The following is a 25,950-nucleotide window of genomic DNA, read 5'->3' on the forward strand; positions in this document are numbered from 1 at the left end:
AGTACATAAAATTATTAGAAATCAGAAAAAAATAATTGAATTCAATATTATAGAAATAAAAACCCAAAATTATATCAAACAACTTAATCGTAAAAATAACAATGTCTGAACAAAAAATAACCATTCTTAATGGCGTATTACAAGTACCTGATATGCCTACAATTCCTTTCATTGAAGGAGACGGTACAGGAGTAGATATTTGGAAAGCTTCTCAACCAGTTTTGGATGCTGCCGTAGAAAAAGCTTATGGAGGCAAGAAAAAAATCGTTTGGAAAGAAGTTTTAGCTGGTGAAAAAGCTTTCAATCAAACAGGAAATTGGCTTCCTGATGAAACTTTAGATGTTTTTAAAGAATACCTAGTTGGTATCAAAGGTCCTTTGACTACACCAGTGGGCGAGGGTATTCGTTCTTTGAACGTTGCTTTGCGTCAGCAATTAGATTTGTACGCTTGCGTACGCCCTGTACGTTGGTTTGATGGTGTTCCTTCACCTGTAAAAAATCCACACCTGACCAATAACGTACTTTTTAGAGAGAACACTGAAGACGTTTATGCTGGTATTGAGTGGGAACAAGGTAGCCCCAATAACCAAAAAGTAGTAGATTTTCTTTTGAATGAAATGAAAGTAACCAAAATTCGTTTCCCCAAAACAGTAGCCATTGGTATCAAGCCTATTTCTGTTGAGGGTACGGAGCGTTTGGTTCGTTCAGCGATTAAATATGCTTTAGATAATAAAAAGCCTTCTTTAACCATTGTACACAAAGGAAACATCATGAAATATACTTCTGGTGGTTTCAAGAAGTGGGGTTATGCTCTTGCTGAAAGAGAATTTGGCGATAAAGTATTTACTTGGAATACTTGGGAAAAAATTAAAGCTGAAAAAGGTGAAGCAGAAGCCAACAAAGCTCAAGACGAAGCCATTAAAGCTGGCAAACTAATTGTAAAAGACAGCATTGCTGATGCGTTTTTACAACAAATCTTGTTACGCCCTGCCGAATATTCTGTGATAGCGACTCCAAACTTAAATGGAGACTATATCTCTGATGCTTTGGCTGCTATTGTGGGTGGTATTGGTATTGCCCCTGGTGCAAACATCAACTACGAGACAGGACACGCTATTTTTGAAGCAACACATGGAACTGCTCCTAAATATGCAGGACAAGACAAAGTAAACCCTGGTTCTGTTCTTTTATCAGGTGCTATGATGTTTGAGTATTTGGGCTGGAAAGAAGCTGCTGACCTTATCTACAAAGGTTTGGATGGTGCTATTGGTGCAAAAAGAGTAACTTATGATTTCCACAGACAAATGGAAGGAGCTACACTTCTTAAATGCTCTGAATTCGGACAAGAAGTTATCAAAAATATGTAATCTGCCTTGCAGACATTAGATTTTAGACACAAAAGCCAAGACTAATTTCAGTCTTGGCTTTTTGTATTTTAAAATACCTCCCTCATCAATAGTGTCTGAATGCTCATCAATAATAACCAAATACTCATTATAACTTGCTATCTGCTTTAGTATGCATATATATTTGCATCAGTTGTTTACTTAAAAATTACAAAACTATTTATTTATGAAACGTATCGTTTTAAATGCAATGTCTGTTGCTACAATTTGTTTTTCTTTGGTTTCTTGTGGCTATAAGCCTGTTCCTCCAGATGATGCAAGACAGGTAAATTCAAATCAAAGAACTGCAAGAACAGAAAGTGTTACCCTAGCTCTAGGACAAACAATTACTGCTACAGATAACGAGACTTATAATGTTAATACAACGGCAAGCCGTGTATGGTTAAATGTATCAGAATTTGAAGCAGGTTGTGCTTGTTATGCACCAAATGACCCTAACGGATGCCCTAAATTAATTATTAAGGATGGAAATGGAGTAGAAGTGTTGAATACTGAATGTCAGCCTACTGTAAAATTTGTAAGAGTACCAGGTGATAGATTTACTGTACAATTTATTAAACCAACTTGGGCATCATTTAATATATCAGCAAAAATTAAAGTAGAAAATTGGTAATAAAAAATTTGTTTTGTTAAGCAAGTAATGAAGAAATCGCACAGTATATTTACTGTGCGATTCTGTTATGAATTATGAAGAGTAATTTAATATTTTGGATTCAAGTGCTACTGATGAGTCTTGTGATGTTTTTTCAAACAAAAATATTACAAGCTCAACAACCTATATTTAAACACCTTACGATTGAATTGGGTTTGCCAAGCAATATGGTGTACGATTGCTTTCAAGACTCAAAAGGCTTTATGTGGTTTGCTACTGATGCAGGCATCAGCAAATACAACGGACAAACATTTGTAAATTTTACTATTTCGGATGGTTTAAAAGACAACGAAAACTTTCAGATTCGAGAAGATTCACAAGGTAGGATATGGTTTCTTTCGTTTAATGGAGGAATATGCTATTTCCAAAACGGAATAATTCATAATCTAGATCAAAAATTAAGAGAACAAAATGTCAAATTTAATTCTACACTGGTTGCATTTTTTGAAGATTCAAAAAAAAATATTTGGTTAAGTAGTGTAATAGGTTTCTTATGCATCAAACCTGATATGTCAGTATCGTATTTTCCTCAAAAAAGCTCAGTTTTAAAATTTTGGGAAGAAAAAGGGCATGTTTATTTTTTTACAAGAGAAGGAGTACATATCTTGAATGATAATTTGAAAGATTACTCTATTATTCTACAATTATCTTTTTCATATCAGGACATCATTAAATTCCATACTTCTGCCATCAGTCCTAATCTAGATGATACATTCTTTTATGGAGGATATAAAATTAATATCAAAACAGGTGAAGTTCAGGAGTATTTTCAGAAAAAAGAACGTTCTCTCCTCAGATATTGCCAAACAGATGATTCTCAAATATGGATAGGAACTAGTACAGGGGCGTATGTAATGCAAAAAAATAAACCATTTAGCTTTCAGAAAGCTATTTTGGCGAAAGAAGCAGTTACTTGTATCCGAAAAGACAGAGACAATGGTTTTTGGTTTACGACACTCAACAATGGTGTATTTTATACACCTTCTATTGAAGCAAACAAATACACAACTCAAGATGGTCTGTTACAAAATCATATTTCGTGTATTACCAGCGATAAAAATCAGAATATTTGGATAGGTTATCATCAATTTAAAATATCAAGATTTAATAATGAAAAAATAAGCCATTACGATTTACATACACCTCAATATAATTACAATACTATTCACAGAATCAATAAAATGCTGAATATGGGTGATAGTATTTGGGTGCTTACAGATCAGACCATTATTAATTTTAAAGAAACAAAAGGTGTTTTAGTTCAATATTCAGATTATCAGATTAATGCAAGAGGTTTTGCAATCACAAAAGATACGCTTTGGGTTGGTGGGCATAGGGGTGTTTTGTTTCAAAATAAAACTAAAAAAGATTTCACATTGTATTCTTCTTATCGTGTATTCAGTGTGTCAGGCTCATCAAATGGTACAATTTGGTTTAGCACCCATAAAGGCTTGCATAAGCTACAAAATAAAAAAGAAAAGGATTTTAGTCAAAATCCGAACCTAAACGTGAGAATCAGTGATATTTTGGTAGATCGTAACCAGCAAGTCTGGGTAGCAACATTGGGAAAAGGGTTGGTATTACTCAATAACAAAGATTCTGTTGTAAACGTATGGCAAGAAAAACATGGCTTGAACAGCAATATTGTCAAAAGAATATTTTTAGAGCAGAAAAATAATACTTTATGGGCGATTACCAACAAATCTGTGTATAAAATTGAGAATAAAAAGCTAGAGGAAGTATATGCTTTGCCCATAGGATATTTGAATGATGTGCATGTGACCAATGATACAATTTGGCTTGCAAGTTCTGAGGGGCTTATCAAAATGCCTAAAAGAGAAAAAAGTAATTATAAAAAGGTTGTCTATTTGACAGATGTATGGGTCAATAATCAAAAAATAGATTTCCAAAATCGTCCTATTCAATTATCAGCAAATCAGAACAATCTCAGAATTGGTTTTACGCATGTTTCTTTTGTAGATACGGATTTCTATTATCGTTATAAGCTCAAAAGCAATCAGAAAGAGTGGAGTTATACCAATTCCAACATGATAGAGTTGTCATCATTACCACCTGATGAATACCAAATTAGCATACAAGTAGCTTCTTCTAAAAATATAGAAGATACCCCCATTACACAATTTCAGTTTGTCATTAAACCTCATTTTTGGCAAGAAACATGGTTTTTTTTACTTGTAGGCTTGTTAATGACAGCAGGTATAGGGCTTATTTGGCATATCAAGTACAGAGTTGCTTATCAAAAAATGATGTTGAAAGGTAAAATAGCAGATTTAGAATTGCGTACATTAAGAGCTCAGATGAATCCTCATTTTATTTTTAATATTTTAAACACCATCCAGACATTTTTTTTACAACAAAATATCAAAGCAGCCAATAAACTGTTGAGTCAATTTAGTCGTCTGGTTCGATATGTTTTGGACAATACCTCTCAAAATTTTACACCTTTACAACAAGAAATAGAGCAGTTGAGGAATTATATAGAGTTAGAAAAAAGTCGGTTTGAGTTTGAAACTGAAATGATCGTAGAGGCTTCTTTACAAACACAAAATGTCCAAGTTCCTTCTATGCTCATTCAGCCAGTTGTAGAGAATGCCATTATTCATGGGTTATCTCCTAAAAAAGAAAACAAAAAATTATTGATTTGTTTTTCTCAAGAAAATCAACAAATTAAAATTATAATTGAAGACAACGGAGTGGGACGAAAACATAAATCTAACCCTTCTAATCATATTTCAAGAGGTCTGAAACTCATAGAAGAACGACTAAGTTTTTTAAATTTACATTATCATAATCAATCCAAAATGGTATTTCACGATTTGACAGACAAAGACGGAAATGCTTTGGGTACAAAAGTAGAAATATATATATGACATCACTCTCCGCCATTATCATAGATGACGAAATTCAAGCAACCAAGACCTTGGAACTGTTGATAGAAAATTATTATTCCTCAGAGGTGAATATTGTAGCAAAAGCGACTTCATGTGTAGAAGCTATTGCACAAATTAATCAGTTTGAACCAGATATTGTATTTTTAGATATTTCTATGCCCAATGGTTCAGGTTTTGATTTATTTAACTATTTTCCAACACCCTACTTTGAGGTAATCTTCACAACAGCTTACAATCAATACGCTTTGCCCGCCATCAAAGTATCAGCAATAGATTATTTGTTAAAACCCATTGATATTGACGAGCTGGGATCAGCTATTCAGAAGGTAAAAACAAAACTGAAAAAGCAGGAAATCGTAGCTCCTTTGGGGAATAAATCAATTGCTTTACCATTTCAAGAAGGCTTTGTATTTGTAAATATTACAGATATTATTTATTGTAAGGGAGATGACAATTATACAGTTTTTTATATGCAAAATGGTGAAAAACACATTGTGAGCAAAACTCTTAAAGAGTATGAACGTATGTTGCCATCACAATACTTCATACGCATACATCGCTCATATCTCATTCAGATTAGCTACATGAAAAAGTACCTCAAAGGGGCAGGGGGTTACGTAGAAATGAGTAATAATGATGTCCTGCCTGTTTCTAGAAACAAAAAAGAAAGTTTACTCATGCTGATGAATTATTAATTTAAAATTTACCCTTCAACTGTTCAGCATATTTGGCTGCAATTTCAGGAGTTATTTCTTTTTCAGGGTGGATATGCAATAATTCTGGGTAGCCAGCATGGTGCAGAATAATGCGTTTGGTTTCTTGGTTATCTTCACCATTAAAAATAATGCCTTTTACTTTCAGATTTCGGCGTTTCATTTCTTGAATAGAAAGCAAACTATGATTGATACAACCCAAATAAATATTAATCACAAAAATAACTTCTACATCAAACCTTTGAGCTATATCTGCCACAAAATGAGTGTCATTCAAGGGCACAAGCAAACCACCAGCTCCTTCAATGAGTAAGGTGTTTTCGGTTTCAGGCAAAAAGATTTTTTCAATATCTATGGTTCTACTTTCTGCTTTGGCTGCATCATGAGGCGAGGCAGGCTTCTGAAACTCATAAGCAGAAGGGTGTATTTTTATATCAAAACTTACTAAATTTTTAACTGTATCAGCATCTTTGGGCATACCTGATTGAATAGGCTTCCAATAATCAGCTTTGAGGGCTTGGGCTACAATGGCACTGACAAGGGTTTTGCCAGAATCGGTATGAATGGCACTAATGAAATAACGCATTTTAAATGAGGAGGTATAAATGATAGGTTTTAAATGAATAATGTTTTTTGAGAAAGGAGATAAGAAAAAGGATAATAGAATGATTGGTTAATGGTATTACTTTTTCTTTTATCTATTTTCTTTCTCTTCACAATAACAAACTACAATTTTTCTGCTAATGTTTTGGCTTTTTTCATGCAATCGGGAATCGAAACACCACCTTTCCAACTTGCACAAATATAAAGGTTTTGTTTTTCGAGGCTTTCAGCTATTTCATAACTTTCAGCAATGTATTTGTCATATTGTGGAATAGCTTTTTCCCAACGAAAAATTCTTTGAGTAACAGGTAATGTTTGTATTCCATATAATTCACGCAATTCTTTCTGAACTTTTCCCATAATCTGATGGTCTTCCATGCGTGTTTTTTCATAACCTCTACTACCACCTACAAAAGTTGTAAAAAGTACTTCATTATCTTTACATCTGCCCGAAAAAACAGAACTACTCCACACATGTCCCAAACTAAACAAACCTTCTTTGGAAGGATGCAAAGCCCCAAACCCATTGAGAGGCATTTTTAAATCATTTTTGTAATAAATAGTATGAACAGCCACCATAGGAGCGTACGCTATTTTTTGTAAACTTTCTCCAAATTTAGGATTCGATTTGATAAAAAATGGTGCAGATTGATGGGCTGTGGTAGTTAGTACGACTTTAGAAGCCTGATAAGTAGCTTCATCAGTTACAATTTCCCATTTTTTATTATCCAGTTTATTTATTTCCTGAACACCTTTCTCCGAATATGTAATCTTGATTTTGGAAGCAATGGCTTTGGGGAGCGTTTGCATACCATTTTTAAATGAAACGACTCTTTTGCGTTCCGTAGATTTGTTTTTCTTTAAGCCTTTCAAAATAGAGCCATATTGAGTTTCCATTTCTACAAGCGAAGGGAAAGTATATTGAACAAGCAATTCATCAGGGTTTCCCGCATAAATACCTGAAACAAAAGGATCAAGGGCATAATCTACCACTTCTCTACCAAAACGCCTTTCAAAAAACTCTGTTAGTGTTTCTTGAGCATGTGTTTTTGACTTTACTTTACTTTCTCCAAATATCTTCAATTTGGTTTTCCAATTAAAGAAACTATTGAAAAGTAAAGAAATAGGGGAAGATGGAAGTTTTCTGTATGCACCATTTTTATATACATACCTGTTTTTGCTTACGATATTGGCATCTACGATTTCATTAGAAATACCAAGTTCTTCTAAAAAACTTAGAATCTCATGGTCACAAAGTAAAGAATTAGGACCCAGCTCATACAAATACTCTTGCTCTCTAACTGAACGAATATACCCACCAGCCTGATTTTCATTACTTTTTAATTCGAGTAGAACATAATCTTTCTTTTGTTTTTCTAAATGATAGGCTAAAGTAAGCCCCGAAATACCTGCTCCAATAATGACAATCATAGTGCTGAAATTTTACTTCTAAAGAAACTGCTTTTGCAATATAAATGCAAGTTTTAAAGCCAAAAAATAATATTCATAACTATTTTACTGCGAATATTTTAGGATGAAAATTAAATCAAATGTAAAAAAAATTGTAAAAAATAAAGGTTACTATATTTATTCAGTTTGAATATAGTAGTATTAAAAGTGAAATTTATAAAACTACGCTTTGACTGCAGCAAATAATAGTTCTATAAATACTAAACAGGTGCTATGTTAAACTATTCATGTATTAAAACTTTAAATCCTTTATGTTAAAACAATTTTTATTAAAAAGCCTGCTTTTTAGCTTTATAGCCACCACTGTATTTTTTAGCTGTAAAAAAAATAATACAACTGACCCAGACCCAAAACTCGAAGAACCCAATAATGCAGTCAATACTCTTATTTTTGGCGTAGTTACAGATGAAAATAACAAACCATTATCAGGAGTAACAGTCAATATTAATAATCAAGATGTTCTAACGGATAATAATGGTGGGTTTACAAGTAAAGGAGTAAACATTACTCAAAGAACAGTTTTAAAAGCAAACTATAACGGTTATTTCCAAAGTATCCATCTTTTAGAACTTGATGGTAAGAAAACACAAAATGTTCAAATAAAACTTCAGAAAAAAGTAGTTGTAGCGTCGTTTAATGCTTCGAGTGGCACAACAGCCAATATTGGTAGCTCTGGTGCATCTGTAGTTTTTCCTGCTGATAGTTATGTGGATGCAAAAACAAATCAACCTTATACAGGAAATATTAAGGTTTATGCTCGTTTTGCAAATATTGATAGTCCAAATTTTTTAGAAACAGTCCCTGCTACCATGAGAGCCACAGATGCCAATGGAACTGTAAATCGTTTAGAAACCTTTGGGATGATGGAAGTATTGATGGAAGATGCAAGTGGAAACTCTTTGCAACTCTCCAAAAATAAAGCAACAATTAAAATGCCTGTTGCCAATTCTCAGTCTGCAACTGCTCCCAATAGCATCCCACTTTGGAGTTTAGATGAAAATACAGCCACTTGGAAACAAGAAGGCTCAGCTACAAAACAAGGAAATACGTATGTGGGTGAAGTAAGCCATTTTACGTGGTGGAATTGTGATATAGCCCAACCTGTATCTCAAAGGGCATCCATCAAAGGGAGAACTGTAACAACTATCAATGGAGTACTGACACCTGTAAGTGGAGTATCTGTATATAGTTCTCTGGGTGGAAGTGGTATGACAGATACTGATGGTACTTTTGGACATAATAATGTTGCCTCTGTAACATCAGGAACTCCTCTTACCATTTCTTTTAGAAGACAAGATGCTTGTCAAACGGCTGTAGTTACAGTAAACATACCAGCTTTATCTGTGGGACAAGTCTATGATATGGGAGATATTGATGTATCTGCTTTATTCCAGAATCCTGTTGCTGTTTCAGGTACAGTAAATCTCTGTAACAATACTCCAGCAGGCGAATTTGTTCATGTAAAAGTATATGACGCCAATAATAATTATGTTTTAGGGATTTTTACAAATGCTAATAGTAAGTTTTCTTTTGTAAGTTGTGGAATGCCTGCAAAAATAGTAATAAGCAATATTTCAGGAGAGCAACAAATCATCACTAATTTAGTATCAGGAAATTTAGGTACAATTACGCTCAACTGCTCTAATGCAGATAATGATAATGAGTATTTTATCAATGGTGATGGATATAACAATTTGAAAGTGGTTTATACAGATGCCAATTTACCAACAGTTTCTGATTCTACTGTATATTTTCTATCAACTTATACAGCACCTTTGTATAATTATCATGTTTTCTCAGCTACAAGTACAACATGGGGATCAGCCACAATATACCAATCAAAACTTGGTATGAATATTTATATTGAAACCTCTGGAAGCCAAAAATCTTATGAGCCTGTTTCTGGTACAACAGTTGTCACAAGCAACACAGCCACAGAAATAAAAGGTACATTCTCAGGAATTGTAAAAAATAAACAAACAAATGTCCTTGCAAGTATCTATAACGGTAAATTTAGGGCAAGGAAAAGGTAATAAATTATTTGAATTATTTACAACAAGAGTCTGGTAGTTTATCAGGCTCTTGTTTGTTTTATTGCAATTTTTTTTGAGATTTGATTGTTTTTGTATTAAACTTAGAATTCATCACTTATAGCTTAGAATATGTCTATTAAAATTGTAGAATGTCCCAGAGATGCTATGCAAGGCATCCATGATTTTATACCCACAGAACTAAAAGCACAATATTTAAATCTACTTCTAAAAGTAGGTTTTGATACATTAGACTTTGGAAGTTTTGTATCGCCCAAAGCTATCCCACAGATGCAAGATACAGCTCAGGTATTTGAAAAACTTGATTTGAGCAATACAAAAACCAAGTTGCTTGCTATTATTGCCAATTTGAAAGGGGCAGAGCAAGCAAGTCAGTTTGAGCCAATTCAGTATTTAGGATTTCCTCTTTCTGTTTCTCAAGAGTTTCAAAAAAGAAATACTAATAAAAGTATAGAGGAAAGTATTCAGAATGTTGCTGAAATACAAGAACTTTGTTTAAAACACAACAAAACTCAGGTAGTATATTTGTCAATGGCATTTGGAAATCCTTATGATGAGTCTTATAGCCCTGAAATCGTAGAATCTTGGGCTGAAAAATTAGTGCCTTTGGGAGTGAAAATTTTAGCACTTTCTGATACAATTGGAGTTGCCACACCTGAAAGTATCAAAAGTTTATTTAGCCACTTAAATACCAAAATGCCACAAATAGAATGGGGTTTGCATTTGCATAGTAACCCTACAACAGCTTATCAAAAAATTGAAGCAGCTTACGAAGCAGGTTGCAGGCGTTTTGATGGGGCTTTGAGAGGCTTTGGAGGTTGCCCAATGGCAAAAGATGAACTCACAGGTAATATCGCCACAGAAACTATTTTGGCTGTTTTAGAAAATAAAAATAGTGGTTTTAGTTACGATAAACAAGCATTTCAAGAGGCATTCAATTTTTCACCTCAAATATTTGGTTAAAAAATAGGGATAAGAAGCCTTGAGAATCAAGGCTTTTTTATATAAATTTGCGTAGTATTGTTTCACACCAAAAATTAAGATATTTTGATAGAGAAAATTATAACTTTAGAAAACATTTCGTTGGTAGATTTTTTAGGAGCAGAAAATAGCCATATCAAACAATTATCATCAGCATTTCCGACAAGTAAAATTCTTTCAAGAGGTAATGAGATTCGTATTCAAGGACAAACACCTGATATTCTGAAAATCAATGAAATTATTAATTCCCTGATAGAACATTACAATAAATTTGGAAAAATCACATTTGAAAATATAGATGAATATTTATATAGAAGTGGAAGAGAACAGACTGGTGAAGATACATTAGAACAAATCAGAGAAGAAGTGATTTTGTATGGAACAAAGGGTTTTGGAATAAAACCTCGTACACAAAATCAAGCTCTAATTGTAAAAGAGTGTATGGAAAATGATTTGGTTTTTGCTTTGGGACCTGCGGGTACTGGAAAAACCTATATTGCTGTTGCGTTGGCTGTAAGAGCATTGAAGAACAAACAAATTAAGAAAATTATCATTACAAGACCAGCCGTAGAAGCGGGAGAAAATTTAGGTTTTTTACCTGGTGATTTAAAGGAGAAAGTAGATCCATATCTTCGCCCTATTTATGATGCTCTAGATGATATGATTCCTTCTGAAAAACTTAAATTTTACCAAGAAAACAGAATTATAGAAATAGCCCCTTTGGCTTATATGCGTGGACGTACACTCAATGATGCTTTTATTCTTCTGGACGAGGCTCAAAATACTACTCCTATGCAAATGAAGATGTTTCTGACAAGGATGGGAGCAAATTCGAAAGTTATTGTTACTGGTGACCAGTCGCAAGTAGATTTGCCCACTAAGCAACGTTCGGGGCTTGCGGATGCTTTAAGAATACTCAAAGATGTAGATGGGATAGCTTTGGTAGAATTAGATGCTAAAGACGTAGTAAGACATCGTTTAGTAAAAGCCATTATTCGAGCTTATGATAAGTCTGAAAAGACGAACACTACTCCTTAAGTAAAATAAACAATAACAACTATCTAGCAAATGAATGTTTTAAATTATAAGCAAAAATATCTTTCAGAACAATCTCATTATCAATTTATTCTACTTGATGAAGAATTATATATTCTAGATAGTTGTAATACACTTTGGAGTTATTCCAATAAAATAAGGAAAAATATTATTGATATTTTTCCTTTTATTGAGAGCTTAAAAGAAGCTATTCTTTCAGAACCAGAAGTATTTTTACCAAGTGTAGATTTAGCTCTTTATAAAGAAAAACCAGCTATTTATGATTTCTTCTTTGTAAAAGAAAAGGATGCAGAAAAGGCTTATATCCTTTGTATCATTAAAGATACAGAACATACAAGTAAATATATTCTTAAACATCAGCAAGAAGCAAGACTTGCAATGATTGAAAATGAATACTTGGATTTACAAAATAAGAACTTTCAGCTTGAGAATACGCTCTTACAGATTCGTAATACAGAACTACAAAAAAATAAAGATTTAAAAACTTTATTTTTTTCTAAAATAAGTCATGAGCTACGTTCACCTGTTAATGGTATCTTGGGACTTTCTCAGGTAATATTAGAACAAGAAAATTCACAAGGAGAAACAAAAGTATATATAGAAAGTATCTATACGGCAGCGAAACACTTGAGGGTTATTTTAGATGATATTTTAGATATTTCTAAGCTTGAAGTAGGGAATATTATTTTAAACAAAGTTAATTTTCACCTCAATGCAATGTTTCAGCATTTACAACTGAATTTTTTGCATATTTTGGAACAAAAAAAACTTACCTTACATTTTCAAATAGGTGAAAATGTTCCAACTTATCTTATTGGAGATGAGGTTCGTCTGACACAAATTTTCTATAATTTGCTCAGTAATGCGATTAAATTTACAGAAGAAGGTGGTGTTTTTGTAAAAGTAGATTTAGAATCTCAAAAAGAAAATAATCAATGCATTCTTCGTTTTCAAATAAAGGATACAGGTGTAGGAATGCAAGCAAGCCAAATAGATAAAATTTTTGACCCTTACGAGCAAGTAGGGGAATATTCTTATCAGAGTTTGGGTGGAACAGGCTTGGGCCTTTCAGTGGTAAAACAGCTTATAGAATTACAAAAAGGTACAATTGATGTAAAAAGTGTTGTAGGAGAGGGAACAACATTTGTATTTTATTTGCCTTTAGAATATCAAAAAAATATAGAAACCAACACAAAAAGTAAAAATGAGCAAATTAAGAAATTTTATGGCTTAAAAGCTTTGATTGCAGATGATTCGGCTATTAGTAGATTGTACACAAAAAAAATCTTAGAGGAACAAGGCTTCATAGTTCAAACTGCTGAAAGTGGTAGCCAAGCACTAGAAACTGTTTTACAAGAATACTATGACTTGTTCATCACAGATCTTAAGATGCCTGATATGGATGGGGATATGGTAGTAGAAAAATTTTTACTTCAAAACAAATACAACCAAAAAACAGCTATTGTTTTTGCTACTGGAAGTATTGGTATACGAAAAATTAACTATCCAACCATTCTAAAACCTTTTGGACAAGAGCAACTCTATAAAATAATAGAAAGTGTTATTCCTGAAGAAAAAAAGCAGGTATATGGCCTAGAATATCTTTTTAGAATTACAGATAATAATCAGGAGTTTATGCAAGATATGGTGGACTCTTTTGTAAAAGCCGCCCCTGAAGATATACAGAGAATAACAGAAACCATAGCTTTGAAAGATGGCGAAGGTTTACATAAAGCAGTACACAAGCTAAAGCCTATTGCGACACTCATGGGAAATAATGTACTTGCTCGTTTGCTTCATACTATGGAATTTTCGTGTCTTGGAGAGTTTGTTGATTGGAATAAACTGAAAGAGCAAAGCCAAGAAGCATTGAAACTTATCCAAATATCCCTTGATTTCTTCTTGGATCAACAGAAAAATAGATAAAGCTTATTTTTGCATAGCTAAGAAGGCCTTTTCTATGATGTTTTCAAGTACATCCATTTTTACTTCCGAAAATTTTTGTATATGAAGGCATGATTTTCCCATTTTATGTTTACCTCCTAACTGTTGCAGTAAATCATTGTATTTTTCAACACCAGCCAAAAAATATAAAGTAATATCATTTTTTCGAGGTGCAAAGCCCACAGGAAACCATGTATTTGTACGACCTGAAGCATATTGATACTCACAAGTACCAAAACCAACCATATTTTCGCCCCACATGGTAGGCTCATTTTGCGTTACTTTCTGCATGATTTCTATTACTTTTTCACAATCTTGCTTTTTCTGAGCATCTGAGATGGTTTCCAAAAAATCGCTGACACTTGCTTGAGTAGGTTTTGTTTTAAGCTCTGCCATAAGAGTAACTGTTTTAAAATCAAAACAATATAACTAAAAAGTATAATAAAATGAAATTTTGCATTATTTTTGTTTTGATAATGATTAAATGAGATGTTATGAAAAAATGTATTTTTACGTTTTATTTTTTAGGAATAATAATGGGTTTACACGCCCAAAAAACTGATGCTTATACTGATTCTAAAGATTGTATGAGTAGAGGGACATTTGAATTTAAAGATAATTGTGTAAACTGGGTAATAAATGAGGAAAAAAAATATGAGGACATTAAAGAAGCACTAAAAGATTCTTTAAATGTAAAAGTTTTTTATCTAGGTTATGAATATGATTTTTCGGAAATGAGTTCTTTCAAATCTTTGCAAGTAATCTATATTAAATCAATGGATGAAATGACTTTCCACATTAAAAACTTTAAGAACTTAATAGCCTTACGTATCAATGAGGGTTTAATCAAATTATCCCCATTAATAGGAGAACTTACCTTGTTAAGAGAATTAAATTTATCTGATTGTAAACTAAAGAGCTTACCCAAAGAAATAGGAAGATTAACCAACTTACGTTATTTATTTTTAGATGACAATGAACTCAAAACATTACCCAAAGAAATAGGAAACATGAAAAACTTGCGTTATTTATTCATCAGTAATAACCAATTAGAAAGCTTACCAGAAGAAATAGGGCAATTAGGAAATTTAGAAGAGCTTTGGTTAGAAACCAATCAAATTAAGAGTATTCCTAAGTCTATTGGGAATTGCAAAAAATTGAAATATGTACATATGTCAGGGAATCTTCTCATGGATGTTCCTGTGGAAATAAATAATATTGAAAGTTTAGTATATTTTAGGATAACATCTAATAAAATTCCTCAAGAAAAATTGAAAGAATTGAAGAAGAAAATCCCTAAGTTATCATATTAAAATAGAGATTGTATTTCATACTTCTCAATGAGAAACACTTGATTTTGATAATCAAATAAAGCGTTAAAACTTATATTTTTATAGTCTTCTTGGGCAATTATGTAAATCTTGGATATTTTATTTTTTTGTAATATAACATCTATTTTACTCCAAGTTTTTTCATAAGATTCATTATAAAAAGTATTATATTTGTTAGATTTTATATAATTACCTAAAACTACACCTTCATCTTTATCTCCAATATCCATTTTTTGATAAGTTTTTTTGGTAACAATAATAGCTTGATATATCTGAGTTTTATCATCTGGTTCTGAGGGTATTCTGATATCCACAATAGCCTCATTACTTTCTAATTTGCTTTGTAAAATCTGTAATTGTTCAGCATTTACACCATTCAAATCAATATCTTGGATAGTTTGCTTTAGGGTATAATCTTTTTTATTGTATTTTTTGCTCAAATGTTGGTAAGCAGCCCAGAAATAAGGTCTTTGATAACCAGCCCGATAGAATCTACCTTTCTTTGCTATTTCATCACTAACTTTCTTTTTTATAATTTCAAGATTTTTTTTGGTTTGCCTTTTATTATTGGAGATTGTATTCCATTGTTCATCAGATATAAATGGAGTTTCATCAAAAGCCTTTTGAGCATTACTTTTATCTTTTTGAGCTTTGATAACTTTAGGATGACTATTAAAAAGCCTTTCAGCCTCTTTGGATTCTCTTATAGCTTGTAATTGAGTAGTTCTGAGAGCTTTGGAAACATCCATACTTTTATCTTTGGCTAAATTTTCAATAAAAGCCATAGCAAACTGATAAGTAAAATCATCATCAATATTCCAATAGGAGCCTATAACATTTTCTACTTGGTTATTTTCAAAAAGTTTAGTAATCGTTGATTGGTTGTTTATATCTTTAGAGGCTGTTGCACAAGCATTAAGAAAAAGCAAATAAATATCATTCAATACACCCAAATTATTAAGCTCATCTGTACTCAAATAACCATCATTTTCTTTTCTGTTTTCTTGCTTTTCAGTTAGTTCTTTGGTACTAATTCCTTGAACTTCATCACCAGTTTCTTTGTTTATGATGGAGTTACCATGTGTAGAAATAAAAAGCATTTTACTGATATTTCTCAAAAGCATTTCTTTTACATCTTTTTCTTTATATGCTCCAGCATTGATAACATTGAGCGAAAGATGGTGTTTTTCAGCAAGTAATTTACCCTCTTGGGCTTCTTTATCTGCTCCTTTTAATGTATTTGCTGGAATCTCCATTTTAAGATGGCTTTTATCCTTGTCAGCTTGTATGAGTCTATCTTGATAATATTTTTCAGTTTTTTGATGCTCCTCTTCCGAAATAGGAATTAAAAGTTCTTGTCCAATATAAATTTTTGTAGGGTATAGAATATGATTTGCAGAAGCTATTTCATTACGCTTGGCAATAAACTCTTCTGAGTCATTTTGCATATAAGGAAAATATTTTCTTGTAATAAAAGATAAATTCTCTTTACGCTTGACTTTATGTTTTTTATCATAAGGAGAATGTTTAGGTGTAACAAACTCTATACCTTTTTCTTTGGCTTCCTCTTTTGCAAGTAAAGTCCTACGTTTCTCTTTGTAAGAAGCATTATCAAAGTTTTTACGAAATTCTTCGGTTTGTCTAATATCCTCTTCCTCTTCTAACCAAGTTGAATTATTAGTTTTTTTATGAACGCCTCCGTAAAAAAAATCTTTCATAAGTATATAGGCAATAAAATGAAATCTCTATTTTTAGATGCAAAATATGAAATATAAATATCAATGGAAAAAACATTTATAGAAAAAGAGTTAGAATGGATAGAAAGGTTAATTATATCTAAAACGAGCATTGTTGAGAAGGATAATACTCTTATCACAGAACCACCATTATCTAACGAAAGTTACAGTATTTTGCTTCAGAATCAAAAAATGAATTTGATAGAAAGAATTTGGTTAGGTTTAGCACTTGCAAAATCCATAAAACCTGAAATATTGGCTCATTTTATAACAGACGATGATGAATTAAAATACAAAATAGGAGGTTTTATAAAACCTCACCTCAATGTATTTGTCCCCACTATCAAAACAGTGCTTTTTCTTTCAGCAGGAGAGGACTACACTTTGATGCAAGAGCATTTAGCGATTTTAAACCCTCGTAATAGACTCATTTTAGACCAAATACTTATCGTTAATTGCTTAGGAACACAACGTGAAACAGAGGAAAAAGAAGATGATTGGATAAATTATCATTTCAGAATACCCAATACCTATTTAAGGTATTTCTTAACAGGTGAAGAGCCTCGTTTGGATGAAGATGCAGGTTTTCCAGCGTATTTGGCTTCTACAAGCCTGAATTTTGATGATATTACACTTTCCCAAACCATCAGAGATGAACTGGAAGATTTGATGAAATACATGGAAGTTCGAGATAAAATGCTTGGCTTTGAAAATGTAAAAGGAAAAGTTAGAGAAAACTATATTGTAGTGTTTTCGGGTATGCCTGGAACAGGTAAAAGTATCACAGCCAAAACATTAGGTAAAAAAATGAATTTGCCTGTTTATATCGTAGATTTATCTAGAGTGGTTTCTAAATATATTGGTGAAACTGAAAAAAATCTTGAAAAAATATTTGACAGATTCACAGGTAAACCCTGTCTGTTGTTTTTTGATGAAGCTGATGCTCTTTTTGGCAAACGTACAGAAGTAAAAGATGCCAGAGACCGTTATGCAAATCAAGAAACAGCTTATTTACTTCAAAAAATAGAAGAGTTTTCAGGGGTAGCTATTTTAGCAACCAATATTCAAGATGTAGAAAATACTTTAGACAAAGCTTTTCAACGTCGTATTCGTAGGCATATTCATTTCGATTTTCCATTGGAAGAGGAAAGAAAATTACTTTGGGAAAAGGCACTACCATCATCCTTTACTTTTGACAAGGATTTAGTAGAATATTTGGCAAAAGATTATCAGGTAAATGGGGCAAGTATTTATAACATTATTTCTGATACGATAGTAGAGGCTGTATATCAAAATACTAACACTATCAATTTTGAATTATTGGAGCGTTTTATGAAAATAGATTACAAACGCAGAAGGGTAAATTTTGAAACTTGTACAGATGAGCAAGCCACTAAAAACCCATCAAAACGTTTTGGAAATATTTATAGAGGGAGCTTTTAACAAAAAAGGAGGCAAAGCCTCCTTTTTCTATGAATTACCTTTTTTATAATCAGCAAGGAATTTTTCTAATCCACTATCTGTTAAAGGATGCTTTAGAAGCCCTGTAATAACGTTAAGAGGGCAAGTCACTACGCCTGCACCAATTTCTGCACACTGTACCAAATGCATGACATGGCGAACAGAAGCAGCTAAAATCTGTGTCTCAAAATCATAATTCTGATAAATCTGAACCATTTGTTCAATAAGAGCCAAGCCATCAGTCGAAACGTCATCCAAACGACCTATAAATGGAGAAACGTATGTTGCACCAGCTTTAGCAGCTAAAATAGCCTGACCAGCCGAAAAAACAAGTGTACAATTGGTTTTAATCCCTTTTTGAGAAAAATATTTGATAGCTTTTACACCATCCTTAATCATGGGAACTTTTACTACTATATTTTTATGAAGTGTAGCTAATTCTTCACCTTCTTTTACCATTCCTGCAAAATCAGTAGAAACAACTTCTGCACTTACATCACCATCTACAATATTACAGATTTTTACATAGTGATCTAAAATATTTTGTTTGCCCGTAACACCCTCTTTAGCCATCAGAGAAGGATTGGTTGTAACACCATCCAAAACGCCTAAATCATTTGCTTCCTGAATTTCGGCAATGTTTGCAGTATCAATAAAGAATTTCATAAAAAAGATGAGTTGGTAAATTGTGAATTTTTGGCAAAGCAAACAAAAAAAAAGCACAAATACAAAAATGAATCCCTGTTTGAAATTTAGTTACTTACTGCTACCATTTCCCAATGAGGCAAAATTTCCCTTTCTGTTTTGCTATGATCTGCCAAATCGAGCATGCCATAACCTTTATGATTGTAAGAGCCTAATCCACAATTTATTACGAAATTCTGAACTTTCGGATGAGCATACAATGTAAAGGGTAAAGTATAACCTCTGATTTCAAGTTTTTGATTTTCGTCTTGTAGTGTATAAATTCTTGCAAATTTTTTATCGTTGTTCTTTATTTTTTCTAAATATGCTTGGTCTGGAACAAACTGAAACTTATAAAACTCATCTATTTCACTATTGCTGTACAACCCACTTTCTTCTATACGTGAAAGGGTTGATTGGTAAAGTAAGTCTGAAAATAAGTCAATAGAAGGAGATACAAAGTGCTTTGCATAAAAGCTATTTTTCATAGGGCTTACAAGTACAATTGGAGATATACACAAAAACTGTGTTGTAGTAGTAGGCTCAGGAAAAACTTCTCTTTCTACATAGTCTGGAATTAAAAGAAGCTCACCAATTTTCAATTCTTGATTCTTAAAAATAGATTCAATTAATTTTTGTAAAAAAATAGGGCTAAGTGTAGAAACTACCCATGTCACTTTACTAGAAAAAAAATGTAGCCCTTTTTGGCTTACTTGTGTTTGTCCTTTTAATCCTGAAAAACTATATACATGATTATGTTCTATGCTAAAATTAGGCATAAGATGGTTAACCAAGTCATATATAAGTTGCTGATGATGGAAAGGCACCATAGCTCCTTTATTCTTCAGGGTAAATACAATTCTTACTCTCATTGGTGCTGTTTTTATTATTCTATATCTGCAACCTTATGTAAAATTAAATTGTTTCGAGTATTTCATAAAAATTGATAAAAATTCTATATTTGTTTTATTTGTTAATGATATATGGAAGGTAAAATCATTATAGGGGCTACAGATATTATAGATTTGCCATCGTTAAAGCTTAAAAGAATTAAGTGTAAAATTGATACAGGGGCGGATAATTCTGCCATTCATGCATATAAAATAGAGGAAATAGAAAGAGAAAATAGAAAATTATTAACCTTTAAGGTTTTAGATTCGGAGCATCCTTTATATGCAAAAAAGAAATTTATATTTAGAAATTTTACCAAAACAATCATCAGAAATTCGTTTGGAGATGAAGAGGAACGTTATGTTGTAAAAATTCGCATTAAATTATTTGGAAAAATCTATAAAACAGACTTCACTCTTGCAAATCGTATGGAAATGCGTTTTCCTATACTTTTAGGAAAAAAGTTTTTAGAAAATCAATTTTTAGTAGATGTATCACAAAAGAATATTTCATATCAACTCAAAAAAAAATCAAAAATCGCTAAAACTTAAACAGAAATGAAAATTGCAATACTATCTCGCAAATCCAGTTTATATTCAACACGAAGGCTCGTAGAATCTGCCAAAGAACGAGGGCATCAAATAGAAGTCATCAATCACTCTAAATGCTATATGGTTATGGAGAGGGAAAATCCTGCTGTATATACAGGTACAAGGCTTATTCAAGATGTAGATGCTATTATTCCTCGTATTGGGGCATCTGTTACTTTTTATGGAAGTGCTGTTATCAGACAATTTGAAATGCAAAAGGTATTTACAACTGTGAGTTCTTTGGCTCTTATACGCTCACGTGATAAACTTAGAAGCTTGCAAATTATGACAAAAGCAGGCGTAGATATTCCTAAAACAGCCTTTGCCGACCATTCCAGTGAAATAGATTATTTGATTCAGCAAGTGGGTGGACCACCAGTCATTATCAAACTCTTGGAAGGTACACAGGGTTTGGGTGTTGTACTTGCTGAAACACAAAATGCTGCCAAATCCGTTTTAGAGGCATTTTATGGACTGCAAGCAAATATTTTGGTGCAAGAGTTTATCAAAGAAGCAGGTGGAGCTGATGTGAGAGCTTTTGTTGTAGATGGGAAAGTAGTGGCTTCTATGAAAAGACAAAGTAAAAAAGGCGATTTTAGGTCAAATCTGCATAGAGGGGGAGAAGGCAAAGCCATCGAACTGACTGATCAAGAAATTGAAATGGCAGAAAAAGCGGCTAAGGCTATGAGTCTGCCTATTTGTGGTGTAGATATGCTACAATCTCAAAGAGGACCTCTTATCATAGAAGTAAACTCTTCGCCAGGACTTGAAGGTATTGAAGGAGCTACAAAAGTAGATATTGCAGGAAAAATTATAGAATATGTAGAAAGGAACTATCAAAAAAGCCATGAAGATAAAAAAGATAAAATAGGACTATAATTATATTTTTATCACTTTTTTATGAAAATTTAAAACATTTTTTGTCAAAATGGATTTTATTTAATAAGATTGCTCTATTAACACAACTTTACTGTTATCATTGTATATATTCCCTTTAACCAATAGTTTTATGTCAGAAAACAAAGAATTTGCAGAATTACACGCCGAAGGTAAAGTTTACAAATTACCAATTATTAGAGGTTCTGAAGATGAAAAAGCCATTGATATTGGTAAACTTCGCGATGAATCTGGTTTTATTACACTAGACAGTGGTTACAAAAATACAGGTGCTACAAAAAGTGCTATCACTTTCTTAGATGGAGAAGAAGGTATATTGAGATATAGAGGCTATCCAATTGAGCAACTTGCAGAACACTCTACGTTTTTGGAAGTTGCCTATTTATTGATTTATGGATATTTACCTAAAAAAGAAGAATTAACTAAATTTACTGACGAAATCAGAACGCATACAATGGTTAATGAAGATATGCGTAAAATTTTTGATGGTTTCCCCGTAAATGCTCATCCTATGGGTGTACTCTCTGCCTTGGTAACTTCATTATCAGCATTTTACCCAAAAGCGGTAGGGATGGATATCAAAGATAAACAATATCTTGACCTTACCATTATTCGTATTATTGCTAAATTACCAACCATTGCTACATGGTCTTATAAAAACTCTCAAGGACATCCACTTAATTACCCAAAAAATAGCCTTGACTATTGCTCTAACTTTTTACACATGATGTTTAGTTTGCCTGTAGAAAATTATGAGGTGAACCCAGTTGTAGCAAAAGCTCTTGATAAATTATTAATTCTTCATGCTGACCATGAACAAAACTGCTCAGCTTCAACAGTACGCTTAGTAGGTTCTTCGCATGCAGGTTTATACTCTTCTATTGCAGCTGGTATTGATGCCCTTTGGGGACCTTTGCATGGTGGTGCAAATCAAGAGGTAATTGAAATGCTTCAAGAAATACATGCTGAGGGAGGCAATGTGAAATCGTTTGTTGAAAAAGCGAAAGATAAAAATAGTGGCTTCCGTTTGATGGGCTTTGGACATAGAGTTTACAAGAACTTTGATCCTCGTGCCAAAATCATCAAGAAAGCAGCAGATGATGTACTAAAATCTTTGAATGTAAAAGATCCTCTGTTAGATATTGCAATGGAACTTGAACACGCAGCTCTTAATGACCAATATTTTGTAGACAGAAAACTATATCCAAATGTGGATTTCTATTCTGGTATTATTTACAAAGCTTTGGGTATTCCTGTAAATATGTTTACAGTAATGTTTGCATTGGGACGCTTACCAGGTTGGATTGCTCAGTGGCTTGAAATGAGGCAAAATGGAGAGCCTATTGGCAGACCTCGTCAAGTGTATGTAGGCGAAAAAGTAAGAGATTACATTCCTGTAGAAAAAAGATAAATCCTCAAAAAAACAGCCTGAAAAGGCTGTTTTTTGTTTTATAGTTTACAAATAGCTTTAAAACAAAGTATTTATTTGTTTTTTAGGCAGAACATTATAAATTTGGCAAACTTTAGTAATAAAACGTTTATTAATCTAAATGAATAAAATCTTATCTGTGATAGTAGCATTGGGAATGGCTACTGTCAGTTTTGCTCAGCAACTCACACCATCCAATGGTGAAACGAAACATGAAAAAAATACTGTTTACTACTTCAAAAATGCTACTATTTGGGTGGATTACCAAACCAAACAAGAAAATGCAACATTACTTGTTCGCAATGGTATGATAGAAGGAGTAAATATTCCTGCACCTAAAGAGGCTACAGTGATAGATTTACAAGGAAAACATATTTATCCTTCATTCATTGATATGTATTCTGATTATGGAATGCCTGAAGTAAAGCCAGCAGGATTCTCTCCATCCCCACAATACGAAACCAACAAGAAAGGAGCTTTCTATTGGAATCAGACTGTACAAGCAGAAGTAAAAGCAGCAGAAATTTTCAAAGCTGATGATAAAAAAGCAGAAGAACTACGCAAATTAGGTTTTGGAACTGTACTTACACACCAACAAGATGGCATTGTAAGAGGTTCTGGAACGCTTGTAAGCTTACACAATGATAAAGAAAACAGCTTGATTCTAAAAAATCAGGCATCAGGGCATTTGGCATTACGCAATGGTAGCTCTCGTCAAGAGTTTCCAAGCTCTTTGATGGGTAGAATAGCCCTTATTCGTCAGGTGTACTTGGATGCTGACTGGTATGCTCAATATAAAGGTACAGATAAAGAAATGAACTTATCTTTGGAGGCATTTAACCAAATGAAAGGTTTACCTCAAATTTTTGAAGCAAATGGTAAACTTAACATCTTAAGAGCAGATAAAATTGGAGATGAATTCGGAAAGCAGTATATTTTCAAAGGTAGTGGTGATGAGTACCAACGTTTAGATGAAATCAAGGCAACAAAAGGTTCTCTTATTATTCCTCTCAATTTCCCTGATGCTTATGATGTAGAAGACCCTTTGGATGCTGTGATGGTGAGCCTTTCCGAAATGAAACATTGGGAATTAGCTTCTTACAATGCTAAAATGCTTGCAGATGCAGGAGTAAACTTTGCATTTACTTCATCAGATCTAAAAAATCGTTCGTCTTTCCTTGCAGCACTACGCAAAGCAACAGAAGTAGGTTTGGATAGAAAAATTGCTTTAAAAGCTCTTACTTTTACACCAGCTCAACTTTTAGGTGTAGAAAATCAATTAGGAAGTCTTAAAAAAGGTATGATTGCTAATTTTATCATTACATCCAAAGACCTTTTTGAAAAAGATGCTATCATGTACGAAAACTGGGTACAGGGTAATAGACATATTTTATCAGATTGGGGACTCTCTGATATAAGAGGTATTTATAAATTACAAGTTGGGACTCAAAATTTCGAGTTATTCATTGAGGGTGATATGGTGAATCCCAGCTACAATATCAAAATAGCTACTGATACCAACAAAATAGCAGCAAAGGCACAGAGAAATAAAGATTTAATTAGTCTTTCTTTCAATCCTGAAAAAAATAAGCCAGCCAACCAAATCCGTTTGAGTGGTTGGATAAAAGACAAAACTTTGCAAGGCGATGGACAGCTGCCTGATGGGACACCAGTAAAATGGCAAGCTAATTTTTCTGCAAATGCTCCTGAAAAGAAAACTCCAGAATCCAAAAAAGATGATAAAAAGGAAGAAATAGGAAAAGTGATTTATCCTTTTGTAGCTCATGGCTCTGAGCAAAAAGCTCGTCAGGAGTTAATCTTAATTAAAAATACAACTGTTTGGACAAATGAGCAAGATGGCGTTTTACAAAACACAGATGTACTTTTGAAAGATGGAAAAATTGCTAAAATAGGTAAAAACCTTTCAGAAAAAGATGCAAAAGTAATTGATGGGACGGGCAAACACCTAACAGCAGGTATTATTGATGAACACTCACACATTGCACTCAGTGCTGTTAATGAAGGCTCACAGTCTGTAACTGCTGAAGTACGCATGTATGATGCTGTCAATTCAGAAGATATTAATATTTACAGAAACCTTTCTGGTGGTGTGGTAGCTGCTCAATTGTTGCATGGTTCTGCAAATTCTATTGGAGGGCAATCAGCTCTTGTAAAACTTAAATGGGGCGAATCGCCTGAAGCAATGCGTATTACTTGGGCTGATGGATTTATCAAATTTGCATTGGGTGAAAACGTAAAACAAGCAAACTGGGGCGACTATTACACAATCCGCTTCCCTCAGTCACGTATGGGTGTGGAACAAGTAATGGTAGATGCCTTTACAAGAGCCAAAGAATACGAAAAAGCAATGCAAGATGCAGGAAAAGATAAGAAAAACCCTAAAATTTTTAGAAGAGATTTAGAATTGGATGCTTTAGTTGAGATTTTGAATAAAAAACGTTTTATTACTTGTCACTCTTATGTGCAATCTGAAATCAATATGTTGATGAAAGTTGCAGAGAAGTTTAACTTTAAAGTGAATACTTTCACACATATTTTGGAAGGCTATAAAGTAGCTGATAAAATGGCTCAACATGGTGCAGCAGGCTCTACATTTGCAGACTGGTGGGGTTATAAAAATGAGGTAAAGGAATCTATTCCTTTCAATGCAGCCTTAATGAGTAGAGTGGGTGTGGTAGTAGCTATCAACTCTGATGATGCTGAAATGAGTAGAAGACTAAACCACGAAGCTGCCAAGGCAGTAAAATATGGAGGAATTTCAGAAGAAGAAGCTTTAAAAATGATTACACTGAATCCTGCTAAAATGCTTCATTTGGATAGTAAAATGGGAAGTATCAAGGTAGGAAAAGATGCAGATGTGGTTTTATGGTCTGATAATCCTCTTTCTGTATATGCAAAAGCTGAAAAAACAATTGTGGAAGGAACTATTTACTTTGATATTGAAAAAGATGCTCAAGCAAGAGAATATATTAAGAAGGAAAGAGCAAGACTAACACAAAAAATGATAGGTGCAAAAGCTGGAGGGGCTACCTCACAACGTCCTCAGCCTCGTAAACAACATATTTGGCATTGTGAAGATATGCACGAACAAGAAGAAGAATAACAAAAGCCGTCATTTAGAC

20 protein-coding genes are annotated in these 25,950 nt (G+C 33.1%); 14 read left to right on the forward strand and 6 right to left on the reverse strand.

The window, feature by feature from the left end:
- Positions 1-101: 101 nt before the first annotated feature.
- The 4 genes from AD998_08255 (at position 102) to AD998_08270 (ending at position 5,665) form a co-directional block, all read left to right on the forward strand.
- Positions 102-1,367: an isocitrate dehydrogenase gene (locus AD998_08255; protein KOY86139.1), complete on the forward strand. Its 1,266-nt coding sequence runs from the start codon at positions 102-104 to the stop codon at positions 1,365-1,367.
- 205 nt (positions 1,368-1,572) lie between these two features.
- Positions 1,573-2,019, forward strand: coding sequence for a hypothetical protein (locus tag AD998_08260; GenBank protein KOY86140.1), 447 nt, complete (start codon positions 1,573-1,575; stop codon positions 2,017-2,019).
- Positions 2,020-2,144: 125 nt separating this feature from the next.
- On the forward strand, positions 2,145-4,949 hold the full coding sequence (locus tag AD998_08265) for a hypothetical protein (GenBank protein KOY86141.1): 2,805 nt from the start codon (positions 2,145-2,147) through the stop codon (positions 4,947-4,949).
- On the forward strand, positions 4,946-5,665 hold the full coding sequence (locus tag AD998_08270) for a hypothetical protein (protein KOY86142.1): 720 nt from the start codon (positions 4,946-4,948) through the stop codon (positions 5,663-5,665). The genes AD998_08265 and AD998_08270 overlap by 4 nt, the downstream gene beginning before the upstream one ends.
- 1 nt (position 5,666) lies before the next feature.
- Here AD998_08270 and AD998_08275 read toward each other — a convergent pair whose 3' ends face one another.
- Positions 5,667-6,269 (reverse strand): ATP-dependent dethiobiotin synthetase BioD, encoded by a 603-nt coding sequence (locus AD998_08275; protein KOY86143.1) that lies wholly within the window; start codon positions 6,267-6,269, stop codon positions 5,667-5,669.
- A gap of 140 nt (positions 6,270-6,409) precedes the next feature.
- Positions 6,410-7,717 carry a hypothetical protein gene (locus AD998_08280; protein ID KOY86144.1) on the reverse strand — a complete coding sequence of 436 codons (1,308 nt, stop codon included), beginning with the start codon at positions 7,715-7,717 and terminating at the stop codon, positions 6,410-6,412.
- Between the two features lie 290 nt (positions 7,718-8,007).
- Between AD998_08280 and AD998_08285 the strand changes: the two genes are divergently transcribed.
- From AD998_08285 to AD998_08300, 4 genes are all read left to right on the forward strand, one after another.
- Positions 8,008-9,789 carry a hypothetical protein gene (locus tag AD998_08285; protein KOY86145.1) on the forward strand — a complete coding sequence of 594 codons (1,782 nt, stop codon included), beginning with the start codon at positions 8,008-8,010 and terminating at the stop codon, positions 9,787-9,789.
- 129 nt (positions 9,790-9,918) lie between these two features.
- Complete coding sequence (locus tag AD998_08290; GenBank protein KOY86146.1) at positions 9,919-10,770, forward strand: hydroxymethylglutaryl-CoA lyase; 852 nt, start codon at positions 9,919-9,921, stop codon at positions 10,768-10,770.
- Positions 10,771-10,854: 84 nt separating this feature from the next.
- Entirely contained in the window at positions 10,855-11,826 is a 972-nt protein-coding gene (locus AD998_08295; GenBank protein ID KOY86147.1) for a phosphate starvation-inducible protein PhoH, read from the forward strand.
- Between the two features lie 30 nt (positions 11,827-11,856).
- Entirely contained in the window at positions 11,857-13,770 is a 1,914-nt protein-coding gene (locus tag AD998_08300; protein KOY86148.1) for a hypothetical protein, read from the forward strand.
- Between the two features lie 3 nt (positions 13,771-13,773).
- On the opposite strand, the gene AD998_08305 is transcribed toward AD998_08300, so the two are convergent.
- Positions 13,774-14,184 (reverse strand): hypothetical protein, encoded by a 411-nt coding sequence (locus AD998_08305; GenBank protein KOY86149.1) that lies wholly within the window; start codon positions 14,182-14,184, stop codon positions 13,774-13,776.
- A 191-nt stretch (positions 14,185-14,375) separates the two neighbouring features.
- Here AD998_08305 and AD998_08310 point away from each other — a divergent pair, with 191 nt between their 5' ends.
- A complete protein-coding gene (locus tag AD998_08310; GenBank protein ID KOY88117.1) occupies positions 14,376-15,101 on the forward strand; it encodes a hypothetical protein in 726 nt (241 codons plus the stop codon).
- On the opposite strand, the gene AD998_08315 is transcribed toward AD998_08310, so the two are convergent.
- On the reverse strand, positions 15,098-16,837 hold the full coding sequence (locus AD998_08315; protein KOY86150.1) for a hypothetical protein: 1,740 nt from the start codon (positions 16,835-16,837) through the stop codon (positions 15,098-15,100). The two genes, AD998_08310 and AD998_08315, sit on opposite strands and share 4 nt — an antisense overlap.
- Positions 16,838-16,900: 63 nt before the next feature.
- Here AD998_08315 and AD998_08320 point away from each other — a divergent pair, with 63 nt between their 5' ends.
- Entirely contained in the window at positions 16,901-18,298 is a 1,398-nt protein-coding gene (locus AD998_08320) for a hypothetical protein (protein KOY86151.1), read from the forward strand.
- Between the two features lie 27 nt (positions 18,299-18,325).
- On the opposite strand, the gene AD998_08325 is transcribed toward AD998_08320, so the two are convergent.
- On the reverse strand, positions 18,326-18,982 hold the full coding sequence (locus AD998_08325; GenBank protein ID KOY86152.1) for a fructose-6-phosphate aldolase: 657 nt from the start codon (positions 18,980-18,982) through the stop codon (positions 18,326-18,328).
- An 86-nt stretch (positions 18,983-19,068) separates the two neighbouring features.
- Entirely contained in the window at positions 19,069-19,872 is an 804-nt protein-coding gene (locus AD998_08330; GenBank protein ID KOY86153.1) for a CRISPR-associated protein Cas6, read from the reverse strand.
- A 111-nt stretch (positions 19,873-19,983) separates the two neighbouring features.
- On the opposite strand from AD998_08330, the gene AD998_08335 reads away from it, so the two are divergent.
- The 4 genes from AD998_08335 (at position 19,984) to AD998_08350 (ending at position 25,931) form a co-directional block, all read left to right on the forward strand.
- Positions 19,984-20,442 carry a hypothetical protein gene (locus tag AD998_08335; protein KOY86154.1) on the forward strand — a complete coding sequence of 153 codons (459 nt, stop codon included), beginning with the start codon at positions 19,984-19,986 and terminating at the stop codon, positions 20,440-20,442.
- A 6-nt stretch (positions 20,443-20,448) separates the two neighbouring features.
- Positions 20,449-21,360 (forward strand): alpha-L-glutamate ligase, encoded by a 912-nt coding sequence (locus AD998_08340; protein KOY86155.1) that lies wholly within the window; start codon positions 20,449-20,451, stop codon positions 21,358-21,360.
- A gap of 130 nt (positions 21,361-21,490) precedes the next feature.
- Positions 21,491-22,789 (forward strand): type II citrate synthase, encoded by a 1,299-nt coding sequence (gltA, locus tag AD998_08345; protein ID KOY86156.1) that lies wholly within the window; start codon positions 21,491-21,493, stop codon positions 22,787-22,789.
- Between the two features lie 139 nt (positions 22,790-22,928).
- A complete protein-coding gene (locus AD998_08350) occupies positions 22,929-25,931 on the forward strand; it encodes an amidohydrolase (protein KOY86157.1) in 3,003 nt (1,000 codons plus the stop codon).
- The last annotated feature ends 19 nt before the right edge of the window (positions 25,932-25,950 follow it).

It is taken from the genome of bacterium 336/3 (assembly GCA_001281695.1).
In the GTDB taxonomy this organism is placed as follows: Bacteria; Bacteroidota; Bacteroidia; order Cytophagales; family Thermonemataceae; genus Raineya.